Genomic DNA, 22,112 nt, shown 5'->3' with positions numbered 1-22,112 from the left:
ATGGACAAGTATACTTGTCAACATAGAGGCGCAAAAAAGCCCCCGTCCCCCAAGGAGACGGGAGCCGTACCGGTCAGGCGCCAAAGCCGGCCAGAGCCGCCAGGACCGCCGATGCCACGCACTGCATCACCACCCAGCGGATCACCACCTGCTCGTCGCTCCAGCCCAGACGCTTGCGGGCGTGGTCGTGGAGGGGGGTCAGGGTGTTTTTCAGGATGCTGATGTGCAGAAAGCGCTTGAAGCTGATCTTCAGGATCCCCAGGCTGCCGTCCGCGATGAACACCAGCGCGGCCAGCAGGAACGCGAAGGGATGCCCCGATTTCAGCGCCAGCAGGGCCAGGAAAAAGCCCATGGCGCGGCTGCCCGCATCCCCCATCAGGACGCTGGAGGGCTTGGCATTGCCCCACAGATAAGCCAGCAGCGCGCCCACAAACACCGCCGTGGCGGTGACATAAGCTCCCATGTACTGGCCGTACAGCAGCGCAAAGGTGCCCATACTGACCACCGCCACGCTGGCCGACAGGCCGTCCACACCGTCGGTGCAGTTGACCACATTGATGCTGGCCCAGATCAGAATGATGATGAGCAGCAGGTACAAGGGGTACGGGATCTGGAAATACCAGCCCAGCAGCTGCACGCCGCAGCCGTTGAAATTCAGATAGGTGACGCCGGCCACCGCCGCGATGATGAAATCGATCAGGCCCTTTTTGTATTCGTTCCAGGCGGTGTCGGAGGCATCGTCCAGGTAGCCCGACAGCATGGACGCAATGAGCAGCACCATATAGATGCAGTATTCCAGATGGAACGGCACAAAGGCCAGGGAAACCAGCACGATGCACAGCACAAAGATCAGGCCCGCGCCCCGGGCTTTGCCCTTGGACAGGGCGCCGTCCACCGCGTAGGCCCGGCCATGGTCTTGGGGCAGGCGGCTGCGGAACAGGCCGGTAAGCAGCCCCGTAAGCACGAACGCCAGCAGGAACGCCAGCGCATCCACCCCGCGCTGGCCTATGATCGACAACAAAATTGAAACCATGATTGCTTCCTCATTTCTGGGGAGACGCGCCCGGAAGCCGCCCCCCTGCTTTTACCAATCCTTTCGTACATAGAGGAAGTGTACCATTTCCGGCCAAAAAAATCAATCGCAAGCTGGCGGGGCCGGGCATCTGAATCATTCTATGCGGCGCGCCGGCGCCGGGTTCGGACCATGGGCCGGATCCTACAGGTGCAAAAAAGGACGGGCCTTTCGGCCCGCCCCGGAAACTGGGTTTGCACCCAGCTGGTTCTTTTTTGGTGCGGCAAACTACAAATAATTGTAATAAACCTTTGGTGCTATACTAAGCGCTTAGTATATGCGCAGGTTTGCGGATGTACAGTAGATGATGAAGAATGGCCTGCCACCCACTGCCCCGCGCAGTGCTACATCATACGATCAAATTTGTGAATAAAACGGTTGCGTACAAAAATTTTAGCTTAGATAGCTATTAGCCAATTACGATAGCGTCGCGAGCAACGTTCTGAGTAACCTGAACTGCAATGTAATAAGCAGAAGCAGTCTTACCCTCATCAGCGGTATTTACAGTAACGATACTCACCGAACCAGTATAAGACACCTCATAGTAATCACTCTTACTAGTAGAAGCATTCCACTGAGAAACAACAGTAGGATAAGTATCATCCATATCCATCTTAGTTGCAACCTGTTTCAGAGCTGCTTCCTCAGTAAGGCCTTCGTTTTTGACCTTGTAAATAGTAGTCTTGGTAGTCACAGTACCAGGAGCAGCAGCTTTAAAGCTCATAATGGCAGAATTAGATGCATACATACCATCTGCAACCGGAAGTTTGTCTTCCAACGAAGCAAACACCTTATCGCTGTTGCTTACACCACTGGCCGTATAGTTTGCACTATTGACATCAGTGTACTTTGCATCTTTAGCAGCAGCAACTACAGCAGACTCAAAATCATTATCCGCGCCAAACTTAACAACACTCTGAGCGTCATTCATAACACTCACAGCATTGCTAGCAGGAGGCGTAACCTCAGTGTTGCCCCCGTCACCATTCGAGGGATCACCAGCGCAGCCAGCCAGCATGCTGACGGCCATCAGGCCGGACAGAGCCAGAGCCATAACCTTATTCAGTTTCATTTGGAAATTTCCTCCTTGTTGTTGTTTGTAACTCGCACCAAAACATTTTTGGGGAACAGGTCACCATCCCCGTTCCTTGTGCATAGTTTATCACAACAGCATTTCCTTTGTCAAGGCAGAACAGGCAAATCGTGAGGAAAAAGAAAAATTTTAGAAAAATAAAACGTACCACCGCATATAAACTTTGGACGTTTGTGAAGATTCTGTGTAATAAGGTCTATAACGCCCTTTGCGGGCGCACCGGACGGGGCTTGCCGGCTTTCCACCAGGCGGGGCGTCTTGTGTGGAAAACGCCAAACGCGCCCGCAGGGCGGCCCAGATCGCCTTCCGCGGGCCGCGGGCAAAAGTTTACCCGGTCCGGCCAAAAAGCAAACCAGCACCCCTTTGCGCGCTGCTGAGGGGGTGCGGCGCGGCAAAAGCAAAAACCCGCCGCACAGGCTTCCCCGTGCGGCGAGTTTTTGTTAGGCTATGAAACCAAGTCGCTTTTTCTCCCTATCCCTGACACCAAAAAGCCCCCAACGTCGCACCGTCAGGGGCTTTCTCCTCACGAAAAGGAACTAGGGTCAATGGAAAGCCTGTTACGCGTTGGCAACAGTCTGCTCAATAGCAACACCAATAACCCATGCCTGGGCGTCGTCATCACCAGAGTTAGCGGCAGGAACCGTCACTTTGTAAGCGGCAACATTTCCCTTATAGCTATTGGTCGTACCAGTGGCACCTTCAATCTTAATCGTGTCCAACACTTTATTGACAGCAGTAGCAACCTCATCGAGGGTGTTATAGTTGTCATTATTTGCATTGTACATAAAGACCTTGACATAAGTACCGCTCTGAGTTGCAGGATCCCAGGCACTACCAGTGCTCAGATTCCCATAACCAGTCAGCGTCTGCACCGTGGTAACAAAGTTCGAAGGAACATTCTCACCAGCTGCAGCGTTGGCATCTGCTTCAGTCACCAGATCCGCAATAGTGCGAACCGCAGACTTCAAATCAGAGTCATTAGAACGATACTCAATGACACCAGCTGCTGCTTCATCGAGCTTGCTGTTCAGCAGACTCGCGAAGTTGGAACTCTGGTCACCTGCACCAAAGATGCCAGAACCGCCTCCGCAAGCAGTCAGCATGCTGACTGCCAGTACGCCGGACAGCGCGAGAGAAAGAATACGCTTGAGTTTCATTTGGACCTATTACCTCCTTTAGAAGTAAATTTGCCTTGGGGTTACCTGTTTCGAGTCTTGGACCTTTGCGGGATAAGGACGTCCCCTACCCCGTCTATGGATATAATAGTACAACTTCCGCGATTTGTCAATCACACCATTTTTCGGCAGGCCATATTCTCAAAAAATTTACATTTCATAAAAACAAGCGCCCTTGCCTTTCGGCAGGTGCGCTTTGTTTGGTTTTGACTTTTGTTTCCAAAGTAAAAGGCCCGCCGGAGTGCGAAATTTGGTCCCTTTTTGCAGAAAAAACCGCAAAATCCTGCGCATTTTACTTGTAAAATTTTTGTTTCGGTCACGTCTTGTGCTCTTCTTTGGCGGTCTGATCCACCCCGACGCCCACCAGCCACACCATATCGTCGCCGCTGTATGCCTGGCGGACACTGACCGAATAGGTGTATGTATAGGTGTAGTAGCTGTCGATGACCACCTGGCGGGACTTGGCGCTGAGCTCCGAATCCATCTGCGCGATCTGCTCCGACACGCACCGGGCCACAAAGTCCTCGGAACAGTCGCCGGTGTAGATGTACAGCCGGCCCATCCGGGTGACGCCCGGCACGGTGGGTGCGCTGGTGGGGCGGTAACGCTCGGTGTCCGAGACCTGGCGCAGCTCCTCGGCCAGCTTGCCCAGGTCCTCACTGTTGGGTCCCAGGTTTGGCTTGCTGCCCCAGATCAGACTGTTGGCCGCCGCTGCGGTGCCGCTGCTGATCTCACTGTCTCCGGTGTTGACTTCCACCTCCGGGGTAATCGAGGCGATCAGCTGAGCAGTACTGGACATTTCCCGCGTTCTGGCTTCCTGCTGCTTCGCCTGCACCTGCTGCGGCGAGCAGCCGCTCAGAAGCAAAAGCAGCAGCCCTGCTGCAAGCATCACAAGCCAATATCCTCTTTTGCGCACGGATGATACCCCCTTTCCAGGCTCATGCTGCGCACGAACCCATTTTCATGTCTATTGTACACCGTCCAGGCAGGTTTTGTCAACCTGCATCCCACCCTCTTGTGATGGCTTCTGGGGCTTGATTTTGCCGGCCAATCCGGGTAATATGGTGGTATCCTGAGTTTATGGATCAATAAGGAGGCAATCCGGATGAAAACAGTTGGATTTATTGGCTGCGGCAATATGGGCGGCGCCATGGCGCGGGCTCTGTGCCGCACGGTGTCCCCGCAGGATATGGTGCTGGCCAACCGCACCCCCGCCAAGGCCGAGGCGCTGGCGGCCGAGCTGGGCTGCCGCACCGGCTCGAATGAGAACGCCGCCCTCTGCGATCTGGTGATGCTGGCGGTCAAGCCCCAGATGATGGCATCGATGCTGGCGCCCTTGCAGCCGCTGCTGGCCGCCCGGAAGGACCGCTTTATCCTGTGCACCATGGCGGCGGGCCTGAGCATGGCCCAGATCCGCCAGATGGCCGGCGGGGATTACCCGGTGTTCCGCATCAACCCCAATATCCCCTCCTCCACCGGCGAGGGGATGATCCCCTATTGCGCCGCCGGCCTCACCCCCGAGGAGGAGGCCGAGTGCGTCCGCATCCTGTCGGGCGCGGGCCGGGTGGACAGCATCCCCGAAAGCCTGATTGATGCGGCCAGCTGCGTGTCGGGCTGCGGCCCCGCCTGGGCGTACCAGTTCATCGAGGCCCTGGCCGACGGCGGCGTGGCCTGCGGGCTGCCCCGGGCCAAGGCCACCGAGTATGCGGCCCAGATGCTGCTGGGCAGCGCCAAGATGCTGCTGGACACCGGCCGGCACCCCGGCGCCCTGAAAGACGCCGTGTGCAGCCCCGGAGGCACCACCATCCAGGGCGTCCGCGTGTTGGAGGAGCGGGGCTTCCGGGGGGCTGTGACCGACGCGGTCATCGCCGCCTACGAAAAGACCTGCAAGCTCCGGGAGGGCTGAGGGTATGCGCATCGTTGTCAAGGTGGGCACCTCCACCCTCACCTATCCCACCGGGCGGCTGAACATCCGCCGGGCCGAAGAACTGGTGAAGGTGCTCAGCGACCTGAAAAACGCGGGCCACGAGATGGTGCTGGTGTCCTCGGGGGCCATCGGCATGGGGGTGGGCAAGCTGTCCCTGTCCGCCCGCCCCGCCGATATGGCCGGCAAACAGGCCTGCGCCGCCGTGGGCCAGTGCGAGCTGATGTACACCTACGACCGCCTCTTTGCCGATTACAACCACACCGTGGCGCAGATCCTGCTCACCGGGGTGGACGTGGAGCACACCGAGCGCCGCCAGAATTTTGAGAACACCCTGTACCGTCTGCTGGAGCTGGGGGCCCTGCCCATCATCAACGAAAACGACACCGTCTCCACCATGGAGATCGCCTCCATCGGAGACAACGACACCCTGGCGGCCATCGTGGCCTGCTGCGCCCGGGCCGACCTGCTGGTGCTGCTCAGCGACATCGACGGGCTGTACACCGCCAACCCCCGCACCCATCCCGACGCCAGGCTGATCCCCCTGGTGGAGGACGTCACCCCCGATATCCTGCGCCTGTCCGACGGCGCGGGGTCGGCCCTGGGCACCGGCGGCATGGCGACCAAACTGCGGGCGGCCCAGATGGTCACCGCCGACGGGGTGGAAATGGTGATCGCCAACGGCGCCCACCCCGAACTGCTGTATCAAATCGCCGAGGGCCAGCCCGCAGGCACCCGCTTTGCGGCCAAGCCCCGGCGCCACGGATGAAAAGGAGGCTTGCACCATGACCACACAGGAGATCCTTACCGCCGCCCGGGACGCCAAAGGCGCCCTGGCCCTGGCCACCGCCAGCCAGCGCAACAGCGCCCTGCTGGGCATGGCCGCCGCTCTGGAGGACCCCGCCGGCCAGCAGGCCATCCTGGCCGCCAACGCCCAGGATCTGGAGGCCGCCCGGGGGCATATCTCGGACGTGATGCTGGACCGTCTGGCCCTGAATGAGGCGCGGCTGGCAGGGATGGCCCAGGGCATCCGGGAGGTGGCCGCCCTGCCCGACCCGGTGGGCGCGGTGCTGCGCCGGATCGAGCGGCCCAACGGCCTTGTGATCGAAAAGACCGCCGTACCCATGGGCGTCATCGCCATCATCTACGAGAGCCGACCCAACGTCACCAGCGACGCCGCCGCCCTGGCCCTGAAAAGCGGCAACGTCTGCGTTCTGCGCTGCGGCAAGGAGGCCTGGCGCTCCAGCCGGGCCATTGTGGAGGCCCTGCGCCGGGGCGTGGCCGGCGCCGGCCTGCCGGTGACCGCCGTCAACCTGATCGAGGACACCACCCATGCCTCGGCCAATCAGCTGATGACCGCCGTGGGCTATGTGGACCTGCTGATCCCCCGGGGCGGCGCCGGCCTGATCCGGGCCTGCGTGGAAAACGCCAAGGTCCCCTGCATCCAGACCGGTACCGGCATCTGCCACATCTATGTGGACGACACCGCCGACCAGGACAAGGCCCTGCGCATCATCGAGAACGCCAAGGCCAGCCGTCCCAGCGTGTGCAACGCCGAGGAAGTCTGCCTGGTCCACAAGGACATTGCGGCGGCTTTCCTGCCCCGGCTGGCCCAGTGCCTGGGCCTCGACCGCGCCGCCCGCGGCCTGCACCCGGTGGAGCTGCGCCTGGACGAGCGGGCCGCCGCCCTCATCCCCGGCACCCCCGCCGGGCCCCGGGACTTTGACACCGAGTTTCTGGATTACATCCTGGCGGTGGGGGTGGTGGACGATGTGCAGCAGGCCATCGCCCACATCGCTGCGCATTCCACCGGCCACAGCGACGCCATCCTCAGCCAGACCCAGGCCCACATCGACCGGTTCTGTGCGGCGGTGGACAGCGCGGCGGTGTACGTCAACTGTTCCACCCGCTTCACCGACGGGGGCGAGTTCGGGCTGGGCTGCGAAATGGGCATCTCCACCCAGAAGCTCCATGCCCGTGGCCCCATGGGCCTGGCCGAGCTGTGCACCTACAAATACATCGTCCGCGGGGACGGCCAGATCCGCTGACGCACAAAAGAGCCGTGGGGCTTTGCGCTCCACGGCTCTTTTCCCTGTCCTGTCCATCCGCGCATGTCGGCTGGACAGGACGTTTTATCTTCTGCGGTCAGCTTGTCCCTGTGCCGGGGCGACCGCGCCTTACTCCAGGCCGGCCATCTGCTTGACGGCCTTCATGGCGAAGGTGACGGTGCGGCCCATGGCCACGCCGGCCATCAGGCAGGGATAGTTGTTGGCAAAGAAGCTGCCCGCCATATCGCCGGTGACATACAGGCCGGGCATCGGCTCGTTGTTGGTGTCCAGAGCCTGGCCCTTTTCGTTGATGGGGATGCCCTGTTCGGTGGTCAGCAGGGAGGCGCCCAGCCAGCAGCCGTAGAAGGGCGGCTGGCGGATGGCGCTCAGGCGGTAGGCCGGCTTGCCGAAATCCACATCCTCCTGGGCGTCGTACAGCTCGTTGTAGCGCTCCACCGTGGCCAGGAAGTTTTCCTTGTCGGTCCCGGTGAAGCCCAGCTTGTCGGCCAGCTCGTCCAGGGTATCCGCCCGGAAGAAGCAGCCTGCGGCCTCGGCCTCCTCCATCTTGGGCAGCACATAGTCGGGGCCGCCCGCACGGGTCTGGGCCGAGCAGCCGATGGTGTGGAAGCGCTGCACGTCCTCATACCAGTTGTCATCGTGGATCTGGGCGTAGACCCGGCCCGGCTGATGGGCAGCGGCATAGACGATGTCGTTGTAGGGGCAGCTCTCGTTTGCAAAGCGCTGGCCGTGGCGGTTGACCTTCAGGAAGGGCTGGGTGCCGGGGTTGTACTGGCGGATGGGGCCGGGGAACGCCTTGCCGCCGAAGGCGCTGGGGCTGTCCACATAGCCGGCGTCCTGTCCCGGAGGCACCACGCCGCGGTCAAACAGCATGGGGGCGGCTTCCTTGTCAAAGTTGGCGCCCGCCCAGATGGCGGCGCGGATGCCATAGCCCCGGTCTGCGGGAGAGTAGGAGCAGGCGGTGGTGACGCTGGTGCCCAGAGGGTCCAGCTGCTCCATCATGTAGGGGTTGCCGGGGTAGCCGCCGCAGGCCAGCAGCACGCCCTGGGCCGCGTTGATCCGGATGAAGTGGCCGTCGTCGTTGCTCTGGGCGATGACGCCGGTGATGCGGCCGGTATCGTCCTTTTCCAGCTTGGCCAGGGCGGTGTTGAAGTCGATGGAATAGCCCAGATTCTCGATGTACTCCTGGAACAGCTTGTTGCGCTCCGCGCCGGTGCTGCGGTCGTAGGTGTACTCGATCTCGGGGTAGATGTAATCGGTGTTCTCCTCGGCGTTCTCGGCAGGCCAGCGGGCCTCCTCGCCGTGGGTGTAGACCATCGGGACACCGAACTCGTCCTCCATGACCTCCCGGATGAAGCCGATGGCCTCGGCCGACTCATCCAGCCAGACCTTGACCACACGCTGGTCGCACTTGCCCGAAGCATAGCGGGAGATCTCGCTCAGCAGCTTCTTCTTGTCGGTGACCACGCCGTTTTCCTGTGCGCCGAAGCCGTCCACGGCGCCCACCCAGTGGCGGGTGTCCTGCACGCCGGCGTTCTGCTCGATGACCCGGAAGTTCAGGCCGTTTTTGGCGGCGTAGGCCGCAGCCATCATGCCGCCGTTGCCCGCGCCCACGATCAGGATATCGGTATCCCAGGTGTCGGTGATGGCGGCCTCGTCGATGTCGGGCTCGGTGCCCAGCCAGTCGTTCTCGTCGCCGGTGGGCAGCTGCACCGAGGTGACCACCGCCTCGCCCCGGGCCTGGGCATAGCAGCTCTGGGCCGCCTTCATGACCGCATCCGAGGTGATGGTGGAGCCGGACACCCCGTCGATCTCGGCGGAGCCGGCCTCCAGCAGCTGCTTCTGCAGCTCCTCGGCAGCGGCTGCGCCGTAGGAAGCCGTCTCGCCCGAAGTATCCACCACCACGTCGGTGACGGCGGTCTCCGAGAAGGTCATGGTGACCTTGACGGTGGAGGAGATGCCCTGGGCCGTGCCCTCATAGGTGCCGGGGATGTAGGCAGCGCCCGACGCCGCCGATCCTGCCCCCGAAGCCGCCCCCGACACAGCCGAGCTAGCCGACTCACAGGCAGCCAGCGCACCGGCGGTGACGCCGCTCATGGCGGCCGCAGCGGCGATCTTCAGGAAACCTTTGCGGGAAATCTTTTTCATTTTCGATCCTTTTCCTTTCTCTCAATGCCAAACAATTTCCTTCTTGCAGCGCCCGCCCCCTGCGCAAAGACCGGGCGCTCGAAAAAAGCCCGTCTCCGGCTTGCGGCAGCCTGCCAAGATCCGGGCCCTCTTGTATATAAGAATACCATATGTCTCCCGGTTTGTCCATCGGTCCCGCCGCGGGAAATGAATAAGATCTTGCTCATGGGATGCTCTCCTTCCTTAGGGTGTATCTGCTATAAAGATACACGATGGCGGGGTGAAAATCAATTTCTTTTTCGCCATCTTCTGCTGCAAAAGCGACCAATCCCCTTGCAGTTTTGATACCGCCCTATATAATAAGGTAGGAGGGTCATTTCGCCCTATCACAGAAAGGAAATCAGATATGGAATATAACGATCTGGACTGTGCCCTGGAGGCCATTCTCCGCCAGACTTCGGCGCTGCTGGAGCGGGACGGCAGGGCCTTTTTGGCCATCGACGGCCGGTGCGCCAGCGGCAAAACCACCCTGGCCGGACATCTGGCCCAGCGGCTGCCCTGCACCCTTGTGCACATGGACGACTTCTTTTTGCAGCCCCAGCAGCGCACCCCCCAGCGTCTGGCCCAGCCCGGGGGCAATGTGGACCGGGAGCGGTTTCTGTCCGAGGTCCTCTCCCCCCTGCTGGCCGGCCGGGATGCCGTCTACCGCCCCTTTGACTGCCATACCTTCCAGATGCGGCAGCCGGTGACTGCGCCCTGCCGGCCGGTGGTTCTGGTGGAGGGTTCGTACAGCTGCCACCCCGACCTGTGGGACCGGTACGGCCTGCATATTTTTGTCACCGCTTCCCTGGACACCCGGCTGGAACGGCTGGCCCGGCGGCCCGGCGCCAACCTTGCGAATTTCCGCACCCGCTGGATCCCCCTGGAAGAACGGTATTTTGAGGCTTTTTCGATCCAGCAGCGGTGCGAAGTGGTGGTGCACACCTGATCGTATCTGCAAAAAGCAAGCGGCACGCCAAACGGCGCGCCGCTCTTTCTATGTCCGGGACAAGTTAGGCCAGGCCAGCCAGCTGAGGCAGGATCATACTGATGGCCGGGATGTAAGTGACCAGCAGCAGGCCCACCAGAATGGCTGCGTAGTAGGCCAGCATATAGGGCATGGTCTTGGCCAGGGTGGTGCGGCCCACTTTGATGGCCACAAACAGGGTGTTGCCCACCGGCGGGGTGATGTTGCCGATGCACAGGTTATACACCAGCACCAGACCGAAGTGGATGGGGTCCATGCCAAAGGTCTGGACGATGGGCAAAAACAGCGGGGTGAAGATCAGGATCGCGGGGGTGACGTCCATGAAGGTGCCTGCGATCAGCAGGATGATGTTCATGATCAGCAGGATGATGACGGGGTTGTCGGTGATGCCCAGCAGCGCAGCGGACACCGCCTGGGGGATCTGCAAAAAGGCCATGACCCAGCCCAGGATGTTGGACACGCCGATCAAAAAGACCACCATGCCGCTCATTTTTGCGCTGTCCACCACGATGTTCCAGAAGCTCTTCCAGGTGATGTTGCGGTAGCAGATGCCCAATATCAGAGCATAGACCACAGCGATGGCCGAGCCCTCGGTGGCGCTGAACACGCCGGCGATGATGCCGCCGATGACCACAATGATCAGGGACAGGGAAGGAAGGGCCTGCAGGGTGGCTTTGCCCAAGTCGGCCCAGCTGAACTTGCCCGGGGTACCCTTATAGCCCTTTTTCCTGGCGATGAGGATGGCCACCACCATGCAGCAGACAGCCCAGATGATGCCGGGCAGGTAACCCGCCATAAACAGGGCCGCCACCGAGGTGCCGCCCGCTGCCAGCGAGTAGGTGATCAATGCGTTGGAGGGAGGGATCAGCAGGCCGGAGGGAGCCGACGCGCCATTGGTGGCGGCGCACAGGGCCTCGTCATAGCCCTGCTCCTCCTCGCCTTCCCGCACCATCGAGCCGACGGCGGCCGCCGCAGCGGAGGCCGAGCCGGAGATGGCGCCGAACAGAGCGTTGGCGCCCACGTTGGTGACCAGCAGGGCGCCGGGCAGTTTGCCCAGGATGGCCATGACGAAGTTGACCAGGCGCTTGGCGATGCCGCCCTGGTTCATCAGGTTGCCTGCCAGGATGAAGAACGGTATGGCGGTCAGGCTGAACTTGCTCATGCCCACGAAGATGCGCTGGGCGCCGGTGACCACCGAGATGTCCAGAGGAACGGTCTGCAGGATGGTGAACAGTGAGGCAATGCCGATGGAATAGGAAATAGGCACCCCCACCACCAGCAGGACCGCAAGGATGACAATGATCATCCCAAGAGATTGCATGGCCATAACTTACGCTGCCTCCTTCTTTTCTTTGCAGATATCGTAGATATTCAACGCGGTGTACAGGATATTGATGATGCCGCACACAGGCATGGTGACATAGAACACGCCCACGGCCACCCCCAGGGAGGAGGTCATCTGGCCCATGGCCAGCTGGGTGATCTCATAGCCGCCATACACCAGGATGATGGCCGAGAAGGCCATGGCGATCAGCTCGCCAAAGATGGCAAAGAACTTCTGGGCGGCGGCGGGCATCATCTCCACCACCACGGGGATGTTCATGTGCCCCCGCTCGCCGGTGATGAGGGAGGCCCCGAACAGGCTGGCCCAGGCAAACAGATAGCCCACCAGCTCCTCCGACCAGGTGGAGGGATTGTTGAGGACGTACCGGGTAAAGACCTGCCATACCGTCAGCGCCGTCATGGCGATCAGGCTGACACCGGCCAGCACGTTCATGATATGGTTAAGCACCTTACGGATGGACTGCATAACGTTGCACACTTCCTTTCTCACGCTTGGGCTGCATACTCGGCATTGTGCGCCTGGATCAGCTCATAGATGGGGGCCAGATCGGGGTAATCCTCCAGCATCTCCTCGTGCATGGGGGCCACTGCCTCCTGGAAGGGGGCGATATCGGGATAGATGAAGTTGACGCCCTGGACGTTCTGGGCATGGTCCTTGGCCTCCTCCACCGCCGTGCCCCAGGCTTCCCGCTGGGTCTGGTTCAGGATCTGGAAGCCCTCGTCAAAGATGGCCCGCTCTTCCTCGCTCAGCCCTTCCATGAAGCCCAGATTGCCGATCAGGATATCGGGGATCATCTGGTGCATGGTATAGGAGTAGTATTTGCACACGTCGCCGTGGCCGTTGTCGGTCAGGGCCAGCTCATTGTTCTCGGCGCCGTCCAGCATCTGGGCCTGGAGGGCGGTATACACATCGCCGAAGCCCATGGGGGTGGCCGAGCCGCCCAGCAGCTCCATCATCCGCACGTTGGTGGGAGACTGCTGCACACGGATCTTGAGGCCGCGCAGGTCGGCGGGGGTGTTGATGGGGGTCTTGACCGTATAGAAATTGCGGGTGCCGGCGTCCAGCCAGGTGACCGCCTCAAAACCGGCCTGCTTGGTGGACTCAAAGATGGGGCCCACGATGGCGGGGTCGTCCATCGAGGCATGGTAGGCCTCGGCGCTGGAGAACAGATAGGGCAGGTTGAACAGGGTGTAGTTCTCAGAGAACGTCTCCAGCAGGGAGTTGGACGCCACACAGAAGGTGATGGCGCCGGTCTGGGTCAGCTGCACCATCTCATTCTGGGAGCCCAGCAGCTCGCTGGGGAAGATCTGGACATCGTACTTGTCCCCCAGCTGCTCCTCGATGTACGTCTCAAAAGCCGTCAGACCGGTGTGGGTGGGGTGGTTGGTGGACTGGTTGTGGCCGATGCGGATGATCTGCAAGCCGTTGTCCGCAGCGCCGCAGCCGGCCAGCCCGCCCGCTGCCAGCACGGCCATTGCCGCCAGGAACGAACGGCGGGATATTTTCTTCATAAGCATTCTCTCCTCCTTATTTTCCGGATGCGGGCGGCCCTGCCTTCCGCCGCATATGTTATAAAAGTAACATATCACATTTGTATCGCAAAAACCAGAGGCAAACCTTCACCAAAATCATGTACAATTTTTGTACATCTGATGAATTTTTTGTTATTTCGGCCCTTCCTTTGTGCAAATCGTGCGTTGTTTTTTCGTTTCTGCAACCGTCTGCCCAAGAACGCAAAACGCGGCACGCCGTTCGGCGCGCCGCGCAAATCCTTTAAAAAGGCCGGACTTTACACAAAATCCTCCCGCATGGGGGTGAAGATATCCAGAAGCACCCCGGCCTCCAGGCAGGTGCATCCATGGACCACGCCGTCCTCTTTGAGCATGGTGTCCCCTGCCCGGACGGTGTGGGTCTCGCCGTCGATGGTGAAGCGGAACACCCCCGACACCACATAGGTGATCTGGGTATGGGGGTGGCTGTGCAGCGCGCCCACCGCGCCCTTTTCAAAGGTGTTCTCCACACACATCAGCCCGTCGTTGTAGGCCAGCACCCGCCGGGTCACGCCGGGGCCGCCGCTCTGGGGCTGGACCTCCTGGTGGGGGACCCAGCGCTGCTTTTTCTCGGTCAGTTTCATCGTATCATGCCTCCTGAACTAAAAAACGCGGACGGGACCTGCCCGTCCGCGTCGTGTGACTGCGGGTTATGACGTCAGAACCATGCCGGTGTGACCTGGGGGACATAGCCGAACATCTTGGGGATGAACAGGCTGATGTCGGGGATAAAGGTGATGAGCAGCAGGGCCAGCACCATGCACAGATAGAACGGCATGGTAGCCTTGACCACGGAACCCATGGGACGCTTGGCAACGGCAGCGCCGATGAACAGCACCGAGCCGACCGGGGGGGTCAGCAGGCCGATACCACAGTTCAGCATGACGATGATACCGAACTGGATGGGATCGATGCCGATGGAGGTGGCGATGGGCAGCAGGATGGGGGTGGCGATCAGGATGATGGGGGCCATATCCATGATGCAGCCCAGGAACAGCAGGATCAGGTTGATCAGCAGCGCCAGCAGGATGGGGTTATCGGTGACGCTGGTGATGGCGTTGGCCGCCAGATCCGGCACGTGCAGGGCGGTCATGCAGTAGCCGAACACGTTGGAGGTGGCGATCAGGATCAGGACGATGGACAGGGTGTGGACCGCGCTGTCCAGCTCTTTCCAGACGCCCTTCAGGTCCAGGCCCTTGTAGACGAACAGTGCCACGAACAGGGAGTAGAAGACGGCGATGGCGGCCGACTCGGTCGCGGTGAACCAGCCGGCGGCCACGCCCACCACCACGATGATGATGGCGCCTGCGGCCCAGATGGACTGGCCCAGCTGACGGATCAGGTTCTTGATGCTGAACTTGTCACCGCGGGGATAGTTGTTTTTCACGGACAGGATGTACACGCCCACCATCAGGCTGACCGCCAGGACGCCGCCGGGGATGTAGCCAGCCAGGAACAGGCTGCCCACCGAGATGCCGCCGGCTGTGGTGGCGTAGATGACCATGTTGTGGCTGGGGGGCACCAGGATGCCCTCCACCGAGGAGGTGATGGTGATGGCGGTGGAGAAGTCGGCGTCGTAGCCCTGGTCCACCATCATGGGGATCAGGATGGCGCCCAGCGAAGCGGTATCGGCGGCGGCGGAACCGGAAATGCCGCCGAAGAAGTAGGAATCCAGCACGTTGACCATGCCCAGGCCGCCCCGCATCCAGCCGACGCAGGCGTTGGCCAGGGCGACCAGCTTGTCAGACAGGCCGCCCGAACCCATCAGCATACCCATGGTGATGAAGAAGGGCACGGCCATCAGGCTGTAAGAGCTGATGCCTTTGACCATCTGCTGGCAGACGGTCGCCAGGCTCAGACCCTGGTACATCAGGCAGAAGATGGAGGACAGGGCCACCGAATAGGCGATGGGGAAACGCAGAAGGATCATCGCCAGGAACGACAGCAGAAGGATCAGGATCGCAGGCGTATTGATGACCATATCACACATCCTCCTTCAACAGAATATCACGGATCTCCTCGTAGATGCACTCCAGCTCGAAGACGATCATGGCCAGGCCGGCCAGAGGCACCGGGAAGTACATCCAGAAACGGGAGACGTTGGGCATCGAAACGTAGGTGCCGCGCGCACCGATGGTGGTAGCGTACTGCAGGCCGATCACCAGCATGACCACGCCCAGAGCCAGCACTGCCACATTCGACAGCAGGTTCAGGAAATGGAGCATGGGCTTGGGGATGTAGCGGTCAAAGGCGTCCATCCGGATATGTTCCTTGTGGCGGATGGCGATGGCCGCCGAAAGCACGGCCATGTAACTCATCAGGGTCAGCACCACTTCTTCCGTCCAGGACGGGGAGGTGATGAACGGGATATAGCGCCCCAGCACCGAATAGCCGGTGATGATGATATCCGCGATCAGCAGCAGCTTGCAGATGGTCATCACGATCTTATCCGTCACGTCGTAGATGGGGCGGAGCTTATCCATGGTAGCAAAAAAGTTTTTCATGCAGGATTCCCCCCTTTATCAAAATGGGCGGGGCAGCGCCGCGGGCTGCCCCGCCCCACTCATCGGATCGTCAGGCTGGTCCTCAGGCCATATCCACCAGCTGCTGGTACAGATCCTCCAGGCCGGCGGTGTTGTCGGTGATGACCTGGGCGCAGGCTTCCTGCCATGCGGTCTTGTCGGGCACATCCACCACGTTGCAGCCCTCGGCCTTCAGCTCCTCCAGCACGCGGTTCTCCTCGTCCTCCGACAGGCCCGCGTTGAACTCCTGGGCGGCCTTGCCGGCCTCCAGGATGACGTTCTGCTGGTTGGCGGTCAGCTTGGCCCATGCGTTGTCGGTGATGATCACCTGCACGGCGCCCAGGGTGTGGCCGTCCAGGATCAGGTTGTTGGCCACTTCGGGGAAGGCGTTGGATGCGTAGTTGGCGATGGGCTGCTCGGCGCCGTCCACGACGCCGGTCTGCAGCGCGCTGTACAGCTCATTGAACGAGACGACGGTGGGGGTGGCGCCCAGGCCTTCCACCAGGCCGTTCATGACGGGGTCGTTGGACACGCGCAGCTTCATGCCGGCCAGGTCCTCGATGCCGGACACCGGCTCAACGGTGAAGAAGTGGCGGAAGCCCTCCTCGCCGTAGAAGATGCCGCGGACAGGCAGGCCCAGCTCCTGGGGCTCGTTCAGGAAATCGGGAGCCAGGTCGCTGTTGGCGAAGTTCCACCAGTGCTCACGGGTGACGAAGGTGTAGGGCAGGCTCAGCAGCATGGACTTCTTGCAGCCATAGCTGGTCAAAGCGAATGCGGAGATACGGGACAGGTCGATGGTGTCGCCGCCCGCCAGGATGTTGTCCAGGACGTCGTTCTCGGAGCCCAGGACGCCGGAAGCCTGCAGGTCGATCAGGATCGAGTCGCCGGACAGGGACTCCACCTGCTCCTTAAAGTAAGAGGCGGTCTGGCCCACGATGGTGTCCAGAGGGTTGACCTCGGCATAGACCAGGGTGACCTTGGGGTCGGATGCAGCGTCGCCGGCGGCTGCACTGCCAGCGGTGCTGGTGGCTGTGCTGGCTGCGGTGCTGGACGAGGTGCCGCCGCCGCAGGCAGTCAGGACGCCGGCTGCGCCCAAGGCTGCAGAAACTGCCAGGAACGAACGACGAGAGATCTTTTTCATAGGATAAGTTCCTCCTTCTCTTTCCAACAAAGTGGACTTTTTTCCTTTCAGGCAGGCGGCCGCACTGCCGCCCCTGTGTTCTGCTAGTAATATATCACATTTCTTTGTTCAAAACTATTGAGTTTTTTCACCAATTTTATGGCCAATTTTTGTATACATCCCTAATTCTCCCGGAACGGACTTGCAAATTCTGCCGTTTGCGTTTACTCTTAAACAGATACATCTTGCGCTGCGCGCCGGCGGGCCGCAGCCTGTAAGGAGAACCCCCATGAAACAAGCTTCCATCTATGTTCCGGTGCAGCTGGACGGGGCCGCATTCCGCAGCTTTGCCCTGTTTGACACCTTCCGGCGTCAGAAGCTGTGGCGCCGGCCTGTCCTGTTCGCCGCCATCCTCACCCTTTCCTCGGTGCTGTGTTATTCCCGCTATCCCCAGGAGGGGGCGCTGCTGCTGGGCACCGTCCTGGTGGTGCTGGGTCTGGGCATGCCGCTGGTGTGGTATCTGAGCTACGAGCACAGCCTGCACACCCAGGCCAAACGGATGGGGCTGCTGCGCAGCCCGCGCCGGGTCTATACCCTGGTCTTTCAGGAGGACGGCATCCAGGTCAGCCAGGACCTGGGCAAGACCTCGACCCTGGTGCCCTGGACCGACGTGACCGAAGTCTACCGCCGCAGCGATACCACCTATCTCTATGTAGGGGACCATGCCTACCTGCTGCCCCACAGCCAGGTGCGGGAGGGCGCCGACGCCCTGTGGGCCATGCTGCAGCGCCGCCTGGCCCCGGAGCATCTGCACACCCTGTGACCGGCGGCCCATAGAAAAAACGTATGCAGCCGCTATTACGATCTGGCCCAGGCCGGTGACGCCCTGGCCCGGGACCACTACGCCAACCTGGGCGGCAAGGCTTCCGCCTGCCTGGCCTGCGGCCACTGCAACCGCCGCTGTCCCTTCCATGTGGACCAGATGGCCCGGATGCGCCAGATCGCAGATTATTTCGGCGCCTGATCCCCGCCGCTCCCCTGCAAAAACCGGACCTGCCGCAGGGCAAGTCCGGTTTTCTTCGTGCCGCGCGCCGCACTTTTTGCAGACAAAAAAGGACCGGACCTTCCACTGGGAAGATCCGGTCCTTTTGGTGGGCGCGGGTGGATTCGAACCACCGAAGCATTAAGCAGCAGATTTACAGTCTGTCCCCATTGGCCACTCGGGAACACGCCCTTATTTTGTTTTTGTCATCCGGCCGTATCGGCTGGCGACTTGTTTATTTTACCACAGCGTCCGGGGTTTGTCAACCGGTTTTTCGGATTTTTTGGAAGCTTTTTTCTGCCGGCCACCGCCTGGCTGCTGTGTGCCGCCGGGCTCCTGGCCTCGACCGCCTGCTTATTGTATCATCCCGATGGGGTTTTGTCAACGGCCAATTTCCATTCTTTTCGCTTTGCGGCCAAGAGTGTGGTTCTGTGACAAATTTTTTTATTCCTCTTGTCTTTTTTCAGGCTGTATTTTATAATAGTGACATTGGCACGGGTGGGGCAAGGGGCTTTTGTGCGCCGGCCCGGCCTTCGCCAAGCGGCCTCTGGCCGATCCATCCGACCCGTCCGGCTGGACTTTTTGTCCCAAAGCGGCTGCTTTGCGGCACAGACAACAGCGCAGCGGACCTTTCGGGCAGGATCTGCGGGCCGCGGTCCGGCCAAACCTGTGAAGGAGGTATTTTACAAATCATGGATATCATCGGACAATTTACAAGTCTGTTCTCGAACTTCGGGAACCTGACCTGGCAGATGCTGGTCATGTGGATCGTAGGCGGACTGCTGATCTATCTGGCCATCGCCAAGAAAATGGAGCCCAGCCTGCTGCTGCCCATGGGCTTCGGCGCCATCCTTGTCAACCTGCCCCTGTCGGGCGCCATCACCCAGGGGGACACCGAAGGGCCCCTGTCCGTACTGTTTGCGGCAGGTATGTCCAATGAGCTGTTCCCCTTGCTGCTGTTCATCGGCATCGGCGCCATGATCGACTTTGGCCCCCTGCTGGAAAAGCCCTGGCTGATGCTGTTCGGCGCAGCCGCCCAGTTCGGCATCTTCTTCACGGTCTGCCTGGCGGGCATCTTCTTTGACCTGAACGACGCCGTTTCGATCGGCATCATCGGCGCCGCCGACGGCCCCACCGCCATCTTCGTGGCCAACACCCTGGGTTCCCAGTATCTGGGCGCCATCATGGTGGCGGCTTACAGCTATATGGCCCTGGTCCCCATCGTGCAGCCCCCCGTCATCCGCGCCATCACCACCAAGAAGGAGCGGCGGATCCGGATGGCCTACCAGAAGGGCAGCGTCACCCAGACCACCCGCATCCTGTTCCCCATCGTGGTCACCATCGTGGCGGGCCTGGTGGCCCCTGCCAGCGTGGCCCTGGTCGGTTTCCTGATGTTCGGCAACCTGCTGCGTGAGTGCGGCGTGCTGAACTCCCTGAGCGAGACGGCCCAGAACGTGCTGGCCAACCTGATCACCATCATGCTGGGCATGACCGTCGCCAGCCAGATGACCGCAGACAAATTCGTCCGTCCCGACACCATCCTGATCCTGGCTCTGGGCCTGTTCGCTTTCGTGTTCGACACCGCAGGCGGCGTCCTGTTTGCCAAGCTGCTCAACCTGTTCCTGCCCGAGGGCAAGAAGCTCAACCCCATGATCGGCGCCGCCGGCATCTCGGCCTTCCCCATGAGCGGCCGCGTGGTCAACCAGATGGGCCTGGCAGAGGACAACCAGAACTTCCTGCTGATGTACTCCATCAGCGTCAACGTCTCGGGCCAGATCGCCTCGGTCATCGCGGGCGGCCTGCTGCTGACCCTGATGGGCGCCTGAGCGCACGGCCTGGCCTGCTTTTGGACGTTATTTCAAACGGTCCCTCCTGCGGGCACAACGCCCCATGGGACCCTTACTGCTGTGTAGAAAGGGCTTTGCTATGAACATCGCTTCTCTGGCCCAGACTCTGCCGATCATGCTGATCGGCATGGTGGGCATCTTCCTGGTCATCGCGGTCATCATCCTGGTGGTCATGCTGCTGAGCAAGATGACCAACAACCGCTGAACCATCTTCTGACCAAAACAAAACCGGCCCGTGCTCCATGCACAGGCCGGCTTTTTTATAGATCCGGCTGTCGTTCAGACCTCGGCCTTCGCCTGGGCCAGAAAGCGCTGGATCTGGTCCAGCTGCTTTTCCGCCACCGCACGGCCGGTGTCGTATACCCGCTGCAGTTCCCGGGGGTCCCGCTCCATGGCGCCGATCTCCAGGGGGATGGGCGGGCGGATCACATAGGCTTCCCCCGCTTCCTCCAGCATCGAGATATACGCCAGGGTCTCGTTGTACCGCTCATGCCGGTCGGCCACCGCCGCCACAAAGGCGGGATAGCGGGCATAGCGGGCCCGGATGAGGGGCAGCAGCTTGTTTTTCTTTTTCTGGTAGTCCCTGGGCTGGGTCAGGATCAGCAGGTTGCGCTTATAGCCGATGGACTCCAGAAAGCGCACCGGGATCGAGTCCGCGATGCCTCCGTCCAGCAGCCTGTGGGGACCGATCCGCACGGTCTTGGCTGCCAGGGGCATGGAGGCCGAAGCCTGCATCCATTTCAGGTCTTCGGGGCCGCCGGTGCGGCACTTGTGGTAGACCGGGTCCCCGGTGCGCAGCTCGGTGCAGACCACAAAAAACTCCATGGGCGAAGCCGCAAAAGTCTCCGCGTCGAAGGGGTCCAGCTTTTCCGGGATGTCGTGGTAGCAGAACTGCTCGCCATACAAATCGCCGGTGTGCACCAGGTTGTGAAAGCTGGCATACCGCTTGTCGCTGCAGTACGCCAGGTTGTAGCGGATGGCCCGGCCCGGCTGGTGGGACTTGTAATTGCAGCCAAACACGGCCCCTGCCGAGACCCCCACCGCACCGTCAAAGGTCACGCCCTGTTCCATCAGTACGTCGGTGACGCCCGCAGTGAACATCCCGCGCATGGCGCCGCCTTCCAAAATCAATCCGGTTTTCATGATCTGCCCTCCCCCTCGGTCGCGGCGGTGCTGCCCGCCGGCTCGTATACGGCCGCCCGGCACGCCCGGCGGCTGGTGTGGCTGCCCGCCCCTGCGGGCCCCGTACCACAAAGTATAATCAAAAAACGGCAAAAGCACAAGGGGAAACAGGAAAAAACCTGTCCGCGGCCCCGGTCTCCTTCCCCCTTCTTTTTACAATTTTTGACCCAAAGATATTGCCAACGGCGGCCCCTGCCGCTATACTGTTTGATAATAACATCTGTGAGCCGCCCCAGGGCGGAGGAAGGAATCAGCCATGAAACTTTTGGAAGATCGCATCCGCAAGGACGGCATCGTGCGCGAGGGCGGCGTGCTGAAGGTAGACAGCTTTATCAACCACCAGATGGACATCCCCCTGTTCCGTCAGATGGCCCGGGAGTGGAAGCGCCTGTTTGCAGGCAAGCCCATCAACAAGGTGCTGACCATCGAGGCCAGCGGCATCGGCATTGCGGCCATCGTGGCCAGCGAGTGGGACGTGCCGGTGGTGTTTGCCAAAAAGGCCATGAGCATCAACCTGGACTACGACAACTACGAGACCCAGATCCAGTCCTTCACCCACAAAAAGATCTACAACGTCATCGTCTCCAAGAAGTTCCTCGGCCCTGAGGACCACCTGCTGATCATCGACGACTTCCTGGCCAACGGCTGCGCCCTGATGGGCCTGCTGGAGCTGGCCGACCGGGCCGGCGCCACGGTGGAGGGCATCGGCATCGCGGTGGAAAAAGGCTTCCAGCACGGCGGCGACCTGGTGCGCGCCCGGGGCATCCAGCTGGAATCTTTGGCCATCGTGGATTCGATGGACGCCGCCACCGGCCAGATCACCTTCCGCCCCCAGCCCCACCAGAGCTGAAATTTTTCGTATCTGTCTTAGGGTGTATCTGAAAACTCCTCAATACTGTCCAATTCTACCAGAAAGGCGCATCTGCCGCGTTGCATTCGCTTGCATTCCACAAAGGAGTGCAGCGCTCATGCGCCTTGCATCTACACCTTTCTGGCGAATGGTTCAGCATTTTTGACTTC

General features: G+C 60.9%; 21 protein-coding genes and 1 tRNA gene. 8 read left to right on the top strand and 14 right to left on the bottom strand.

The window, feature by feature from the left end; translation table 11 throughout:
• Positions 1 to 73: 73 nt before the first annotated feature.
• From B5G12_RS05110 to B5G12_RS05095, 4 genes are all read right to left on the bottom strand, one after another.
• Positions 74 to 1,033: an MraY family glycosyltransferase gene (locus B5G12_RS05110; RefSeq protein ID WP_087324137.1), complete on the bottom strand. Its 960-nt coding sequence runs from the start codon at positions 1,031 to 1,033 to the stop codon at positions 74 to 76.
• 448 nt (positions 1,034 to 1,481) lie between these two features.
• Positions 1,482 to 2,144: a hypothetical protein gene (locus tag B5G12_RS05105; protein ID WP_087324136.1), complete on the bottom strand. Its 663-nt coding sequence runs from the start codon at positions 2,142 to 2,144 to the stop codon at positions 1,482 to 1,484.
• A 578-nt stretch (positions 2,145 to 2,722) separates the two neighbouring features.
• A complete protein-coding gene (locus B5G12_RS05100; RefSeq protein ID WP_087324135.1) occupies positions 2,723 to 3,322 on the bottom strand; it encodes a hypothetical protein in 600 nt (199 codons plus the stop codon).
• Positions 3,323 to 3,656: 334 nt separating this feature from the next.
• Entirely contained in the window at positions 3,657 to 4,232 is a 576-nt protein-coding gene (locus B5G12_RS05095) for a hypothetical protein (protein ID WP_144064096.1), read from the bottom strand.
• Positions 4,233 to 4,445: 213 nt separating this feature from the next.
• On the opposite strand from B5G12_RS05095, the gene proC reads away from it, so the two are divergent.
• The 3 genes from proC to B5G12_RS05080 are packed head-to-tail and all read left to right on the top strand — an operon-like array spanning position 4,446 to position 7,312.
• Positions 4,446 to 5,246, top strand: coding sequence for a pyrroline-5-carboxylate reductase (gene proC / locus B5G12_RS05090; protein WP_087228389.1), 801 nt, complete (start codon positions 4,446 to 4,448; stop codon positions 5,244 to 5,246).
• 4 nt (positions 5,247 to 5,250) lie between these two features.
• A complete protein-coding gene (gene proB / locus B5G12_RS05085; RefSeq protein ID WP_087228388.1) occupies positions 5,251 to 6,033 on the top strand; it encodes a glutamate 5-kinase in 783 nt (260 codons plus the stop codon).
• Between the two features lie 16 nt (positions 6,034 to 6,049).
• The gene (locus tag B5G12_RS05080; RefSeq protein ID WP_087324133.1) at positions 6,050 to 7,312 is read left to right on the top strand and encodes a glutamate-5-semialdehyde dehydrogenase; all 1,263 of its coding nucleotides are present in this window, start codon (positions 6,050 to 6,052) and stop codon (positions 7,310 to 7,312) included.
• A 129-nt stretch (positions 7,313 to 7,441) separates the two neighbouring features.
• On the opposite strand, the gene B5G12_RS05075 is transcribed toward B5G12_RS05080, so the two are convergent.
• Entirely contained in the window at positions 7,442 to 9,478 is a 2,037-nt protein-coding gene (locus B5G12_RS05075) for an FAD-binding protein (RefSeq protein WP_087228386.1), read from the bottom strand.
• Between the two features lie 385 nt (positions 9,479 to 9,863).
• Between B5G12_RS05075 and B5G12_RS05065 the strand changes: the two genes are divergently transcribed.
• Positions 9,864 to 10,445 (top strand): uridine kinase family protein, encoded by a 582-nt coding sequence (locus tag B5G12_RS05065; protein WP_087324131.1) that lies wholly within the window; start codon positions 9,864 to 9,866, stop codon positions 10,443 to 10,445.
• Positions 10,446 to 10,509: 64 nt separating this feature from the next.
• Here B5G12_RS05065 and B5G12_RS05060 read toward each other — a convergent pair whose 3' ends face one another.
• The 7 genes from B5G12_RS05060 to dctP all read right to left on the bottom strand — a co-directional run bounded on the left by B5G12_RS05060 (position 10,510) and on the right by dctP (position 17,042).
• Complete coding sequence (locus B5G12_RS05060) at positions 10,510 to 11,811, bottom strand: TRAP transporter large permease (protein ID WP_087324130.1); 1,302 nt, start codon at positions 11,809 to 11,811, stop codon at positions 10,510 to 10,512.
• Positions 11,812 to 11,814: 3 nt separating this feature from the next.
• Positions 11,815 to 12,294, bottom strand: a complete 480-nt coding sequence (locus tag B5G12_RS05055) for a TRAP transporter small permease (RefSeq protein ID WP_087228382.1) — start codon at positions 12,292 to 12,294, stop codon at positions 11,815 to 11,817.
• Between the two features lie 20 nt (positions 12,295 to 12,314).
• Positions 12,315 to 13,340: a TRAP transporter substrate-binding protein gene (locus B5G12_RS05050; RefSeq protein ID WP_087324129.1), complete on the bottom strand. Its 1,026-nt coding sequence runs from the start codon at positions 13,338 to 13,340 to the stop codon at positions 12,315 to 12,317.
• A 278-nt stretch (positions 13,341 to 13,618) separates the two neighbouring features.
• Complete coding sequence (locus B5G12_RS05045; protein WP_087324128.1) at positions 13,619 to 13,963, bottom strand: cupin domain-containing protein; 345 nt, start codon at positions 13,961 to 13,963, stop codon at positions 13,619 to 13,621.
• A 74-nt stretch (positions 13,964 to 14,037) separates the two neighbouring features.
• Positions 14,038 to 15,360 carry a TRAP transporter large permease gene (locus tag B5G12_RS05040; RefSeq protein ID WP_087228379.1) on the bottom strand — a complete coding sequence of 441 codons (1,323 nt, stop codon included), beginning with the start codon at positions 15,358 to 15,360 and terminating at the stop codon, positions 14,038 to 14,040.
• A gap of 1 nt (position 15,361) precedes the next feature.
• The gene (locus B5G12_RS05035) at positions 15,362 to 15,883 is read right to left on the bottom strand and encodes a TRAP transporter small permease (RefSeq protein ID WP_087228378.1); all 522 of its coding nucleotides are present in this window, start codon (positions 15,881 to 15,883) and stop codon (positions 15,362 to 15,364) included.
• Between the two features lie 82 nt (positions 15,884 to 15,965).
• Complete coding sequence (gene dctP / locus B5G12_RS05030; RefSeq protein ID WP_087324127.1) at positions 15,966 to 17,042, bottom strand: TRAP transporter substrate-binding protein DctP; 1,077 nt, start codon at positions 17,040 to 17,042, stop codon at positions 15,966 to 15,968.
• A gap of 268 nt (positions 17,043 to 17,310) precedes the next feature.
• Between dctP and B5G12_RS05025 the strand changes: the two genes are divergently transcribed.
• Positions 17,311 to 17,844 (top strand): YcxB family protein, encoded by a 534-nt coding sequence (locus tag B5G12_RS05025; RefSeq protein WP_087324126.1) that lies wholly within the window; start codon positions 17,311 to 17,313, stop codon positions 17,842 to 17,844.
• Between the two features lie 326 nt (positions 17,845 to 18,170).
• On the opposite strand, the gene B5G12_RS05020 is transcribed toward B5G12_RS05025, so the two are convergent.
• A tRNA-Tyr gene (locus B5G12_RS05020) sits at positions 18,171 to 18,255 on the bottom strand.
• A 500-nt stretch (positions 18,256 to 18,755) separates the two neighbouring features.
• Here B5G12_RS05020 and B5G12_RS05015 point away from each other — a divergent pair.
• Both B5G12_RS05015 and B5G12_RS05010 read left to right on the top strand, forming a co-directional pair.
• On the top strand, positions 18,756 to 19,889 hold the full coding sequence (locus B5G12_RS05015) for a sodium ion-translocating decarboxylase subunit beta (protein ID WP_087228375.1): 1,134 nt from the start codon (positions 18,756 to 18,758) through the stop codon (positions 19,887 to 19,889).
• A 100-nt stretch (positions 19,890 to 19,989) separates the two neighbouring features.
• Positions 19,990 to 20,115 carry an OadG-related small transporter subunit gene (locus B5G12_RS05010; protein WP_087228374.1) on the top strand — a complete coding sequence of 42 codons (126 nt, stop codon included), beginning with the start codon at positions 19,990 to 19,992 and terminating at the stop codon, positions 20,113 to 20,115.
• 74 nt (positions 20,116 to 20,189) lie between these two features.
• On the opposite strand, the gene B5G12_RS05005 is transcribed toward B5G12_RS05010, so the two are convergent.
• Positions 20,190 to 21,053, bottom strand: a complete 864-nt coding sequence (locus B5G12_RS05005; protein WP_087228373.1) for a patatin-like phospholipase family protein — start codon at positions 21,051 to 21,053, stop codon at positions 20,190 to 20,192.
• 295 nt (positions 21,054 to 21,348) lie between these two features.
• On the opposite strand from B5G12_RS05005, the gene B5G12_RS05000 reads away from it, so the two are divergent.
• Positions 21,349 to 21,942 carry a xanthine phosphoribosyltransferase gene (locus B5G12_RS05000; protein WP_087228372.1) on the top strand — a complete coding sequence of 198 codons (594 nt, stop codon included), beginning with the start codon at positions 21,349 to 21,351 and terminating at the stop codon, positions 21,940 to 21,942.
• Positions 21,943 to 22,112 lie beyond the last annotated feature (170 nt).

Source organism: Faecalibacterium sp. An58, from assembly GCF_002161515.1.
GTDB lineage: Bacteria > Bacillota > Clostridia > Oscillospirales > Ruminococcaceae > Faecalibacterium > Faecalibacterium avium.
Note: the sequence above shows the minus strand (reverse complement) of the source record. Positions and strands in the feature narration are given on the sequence as shown.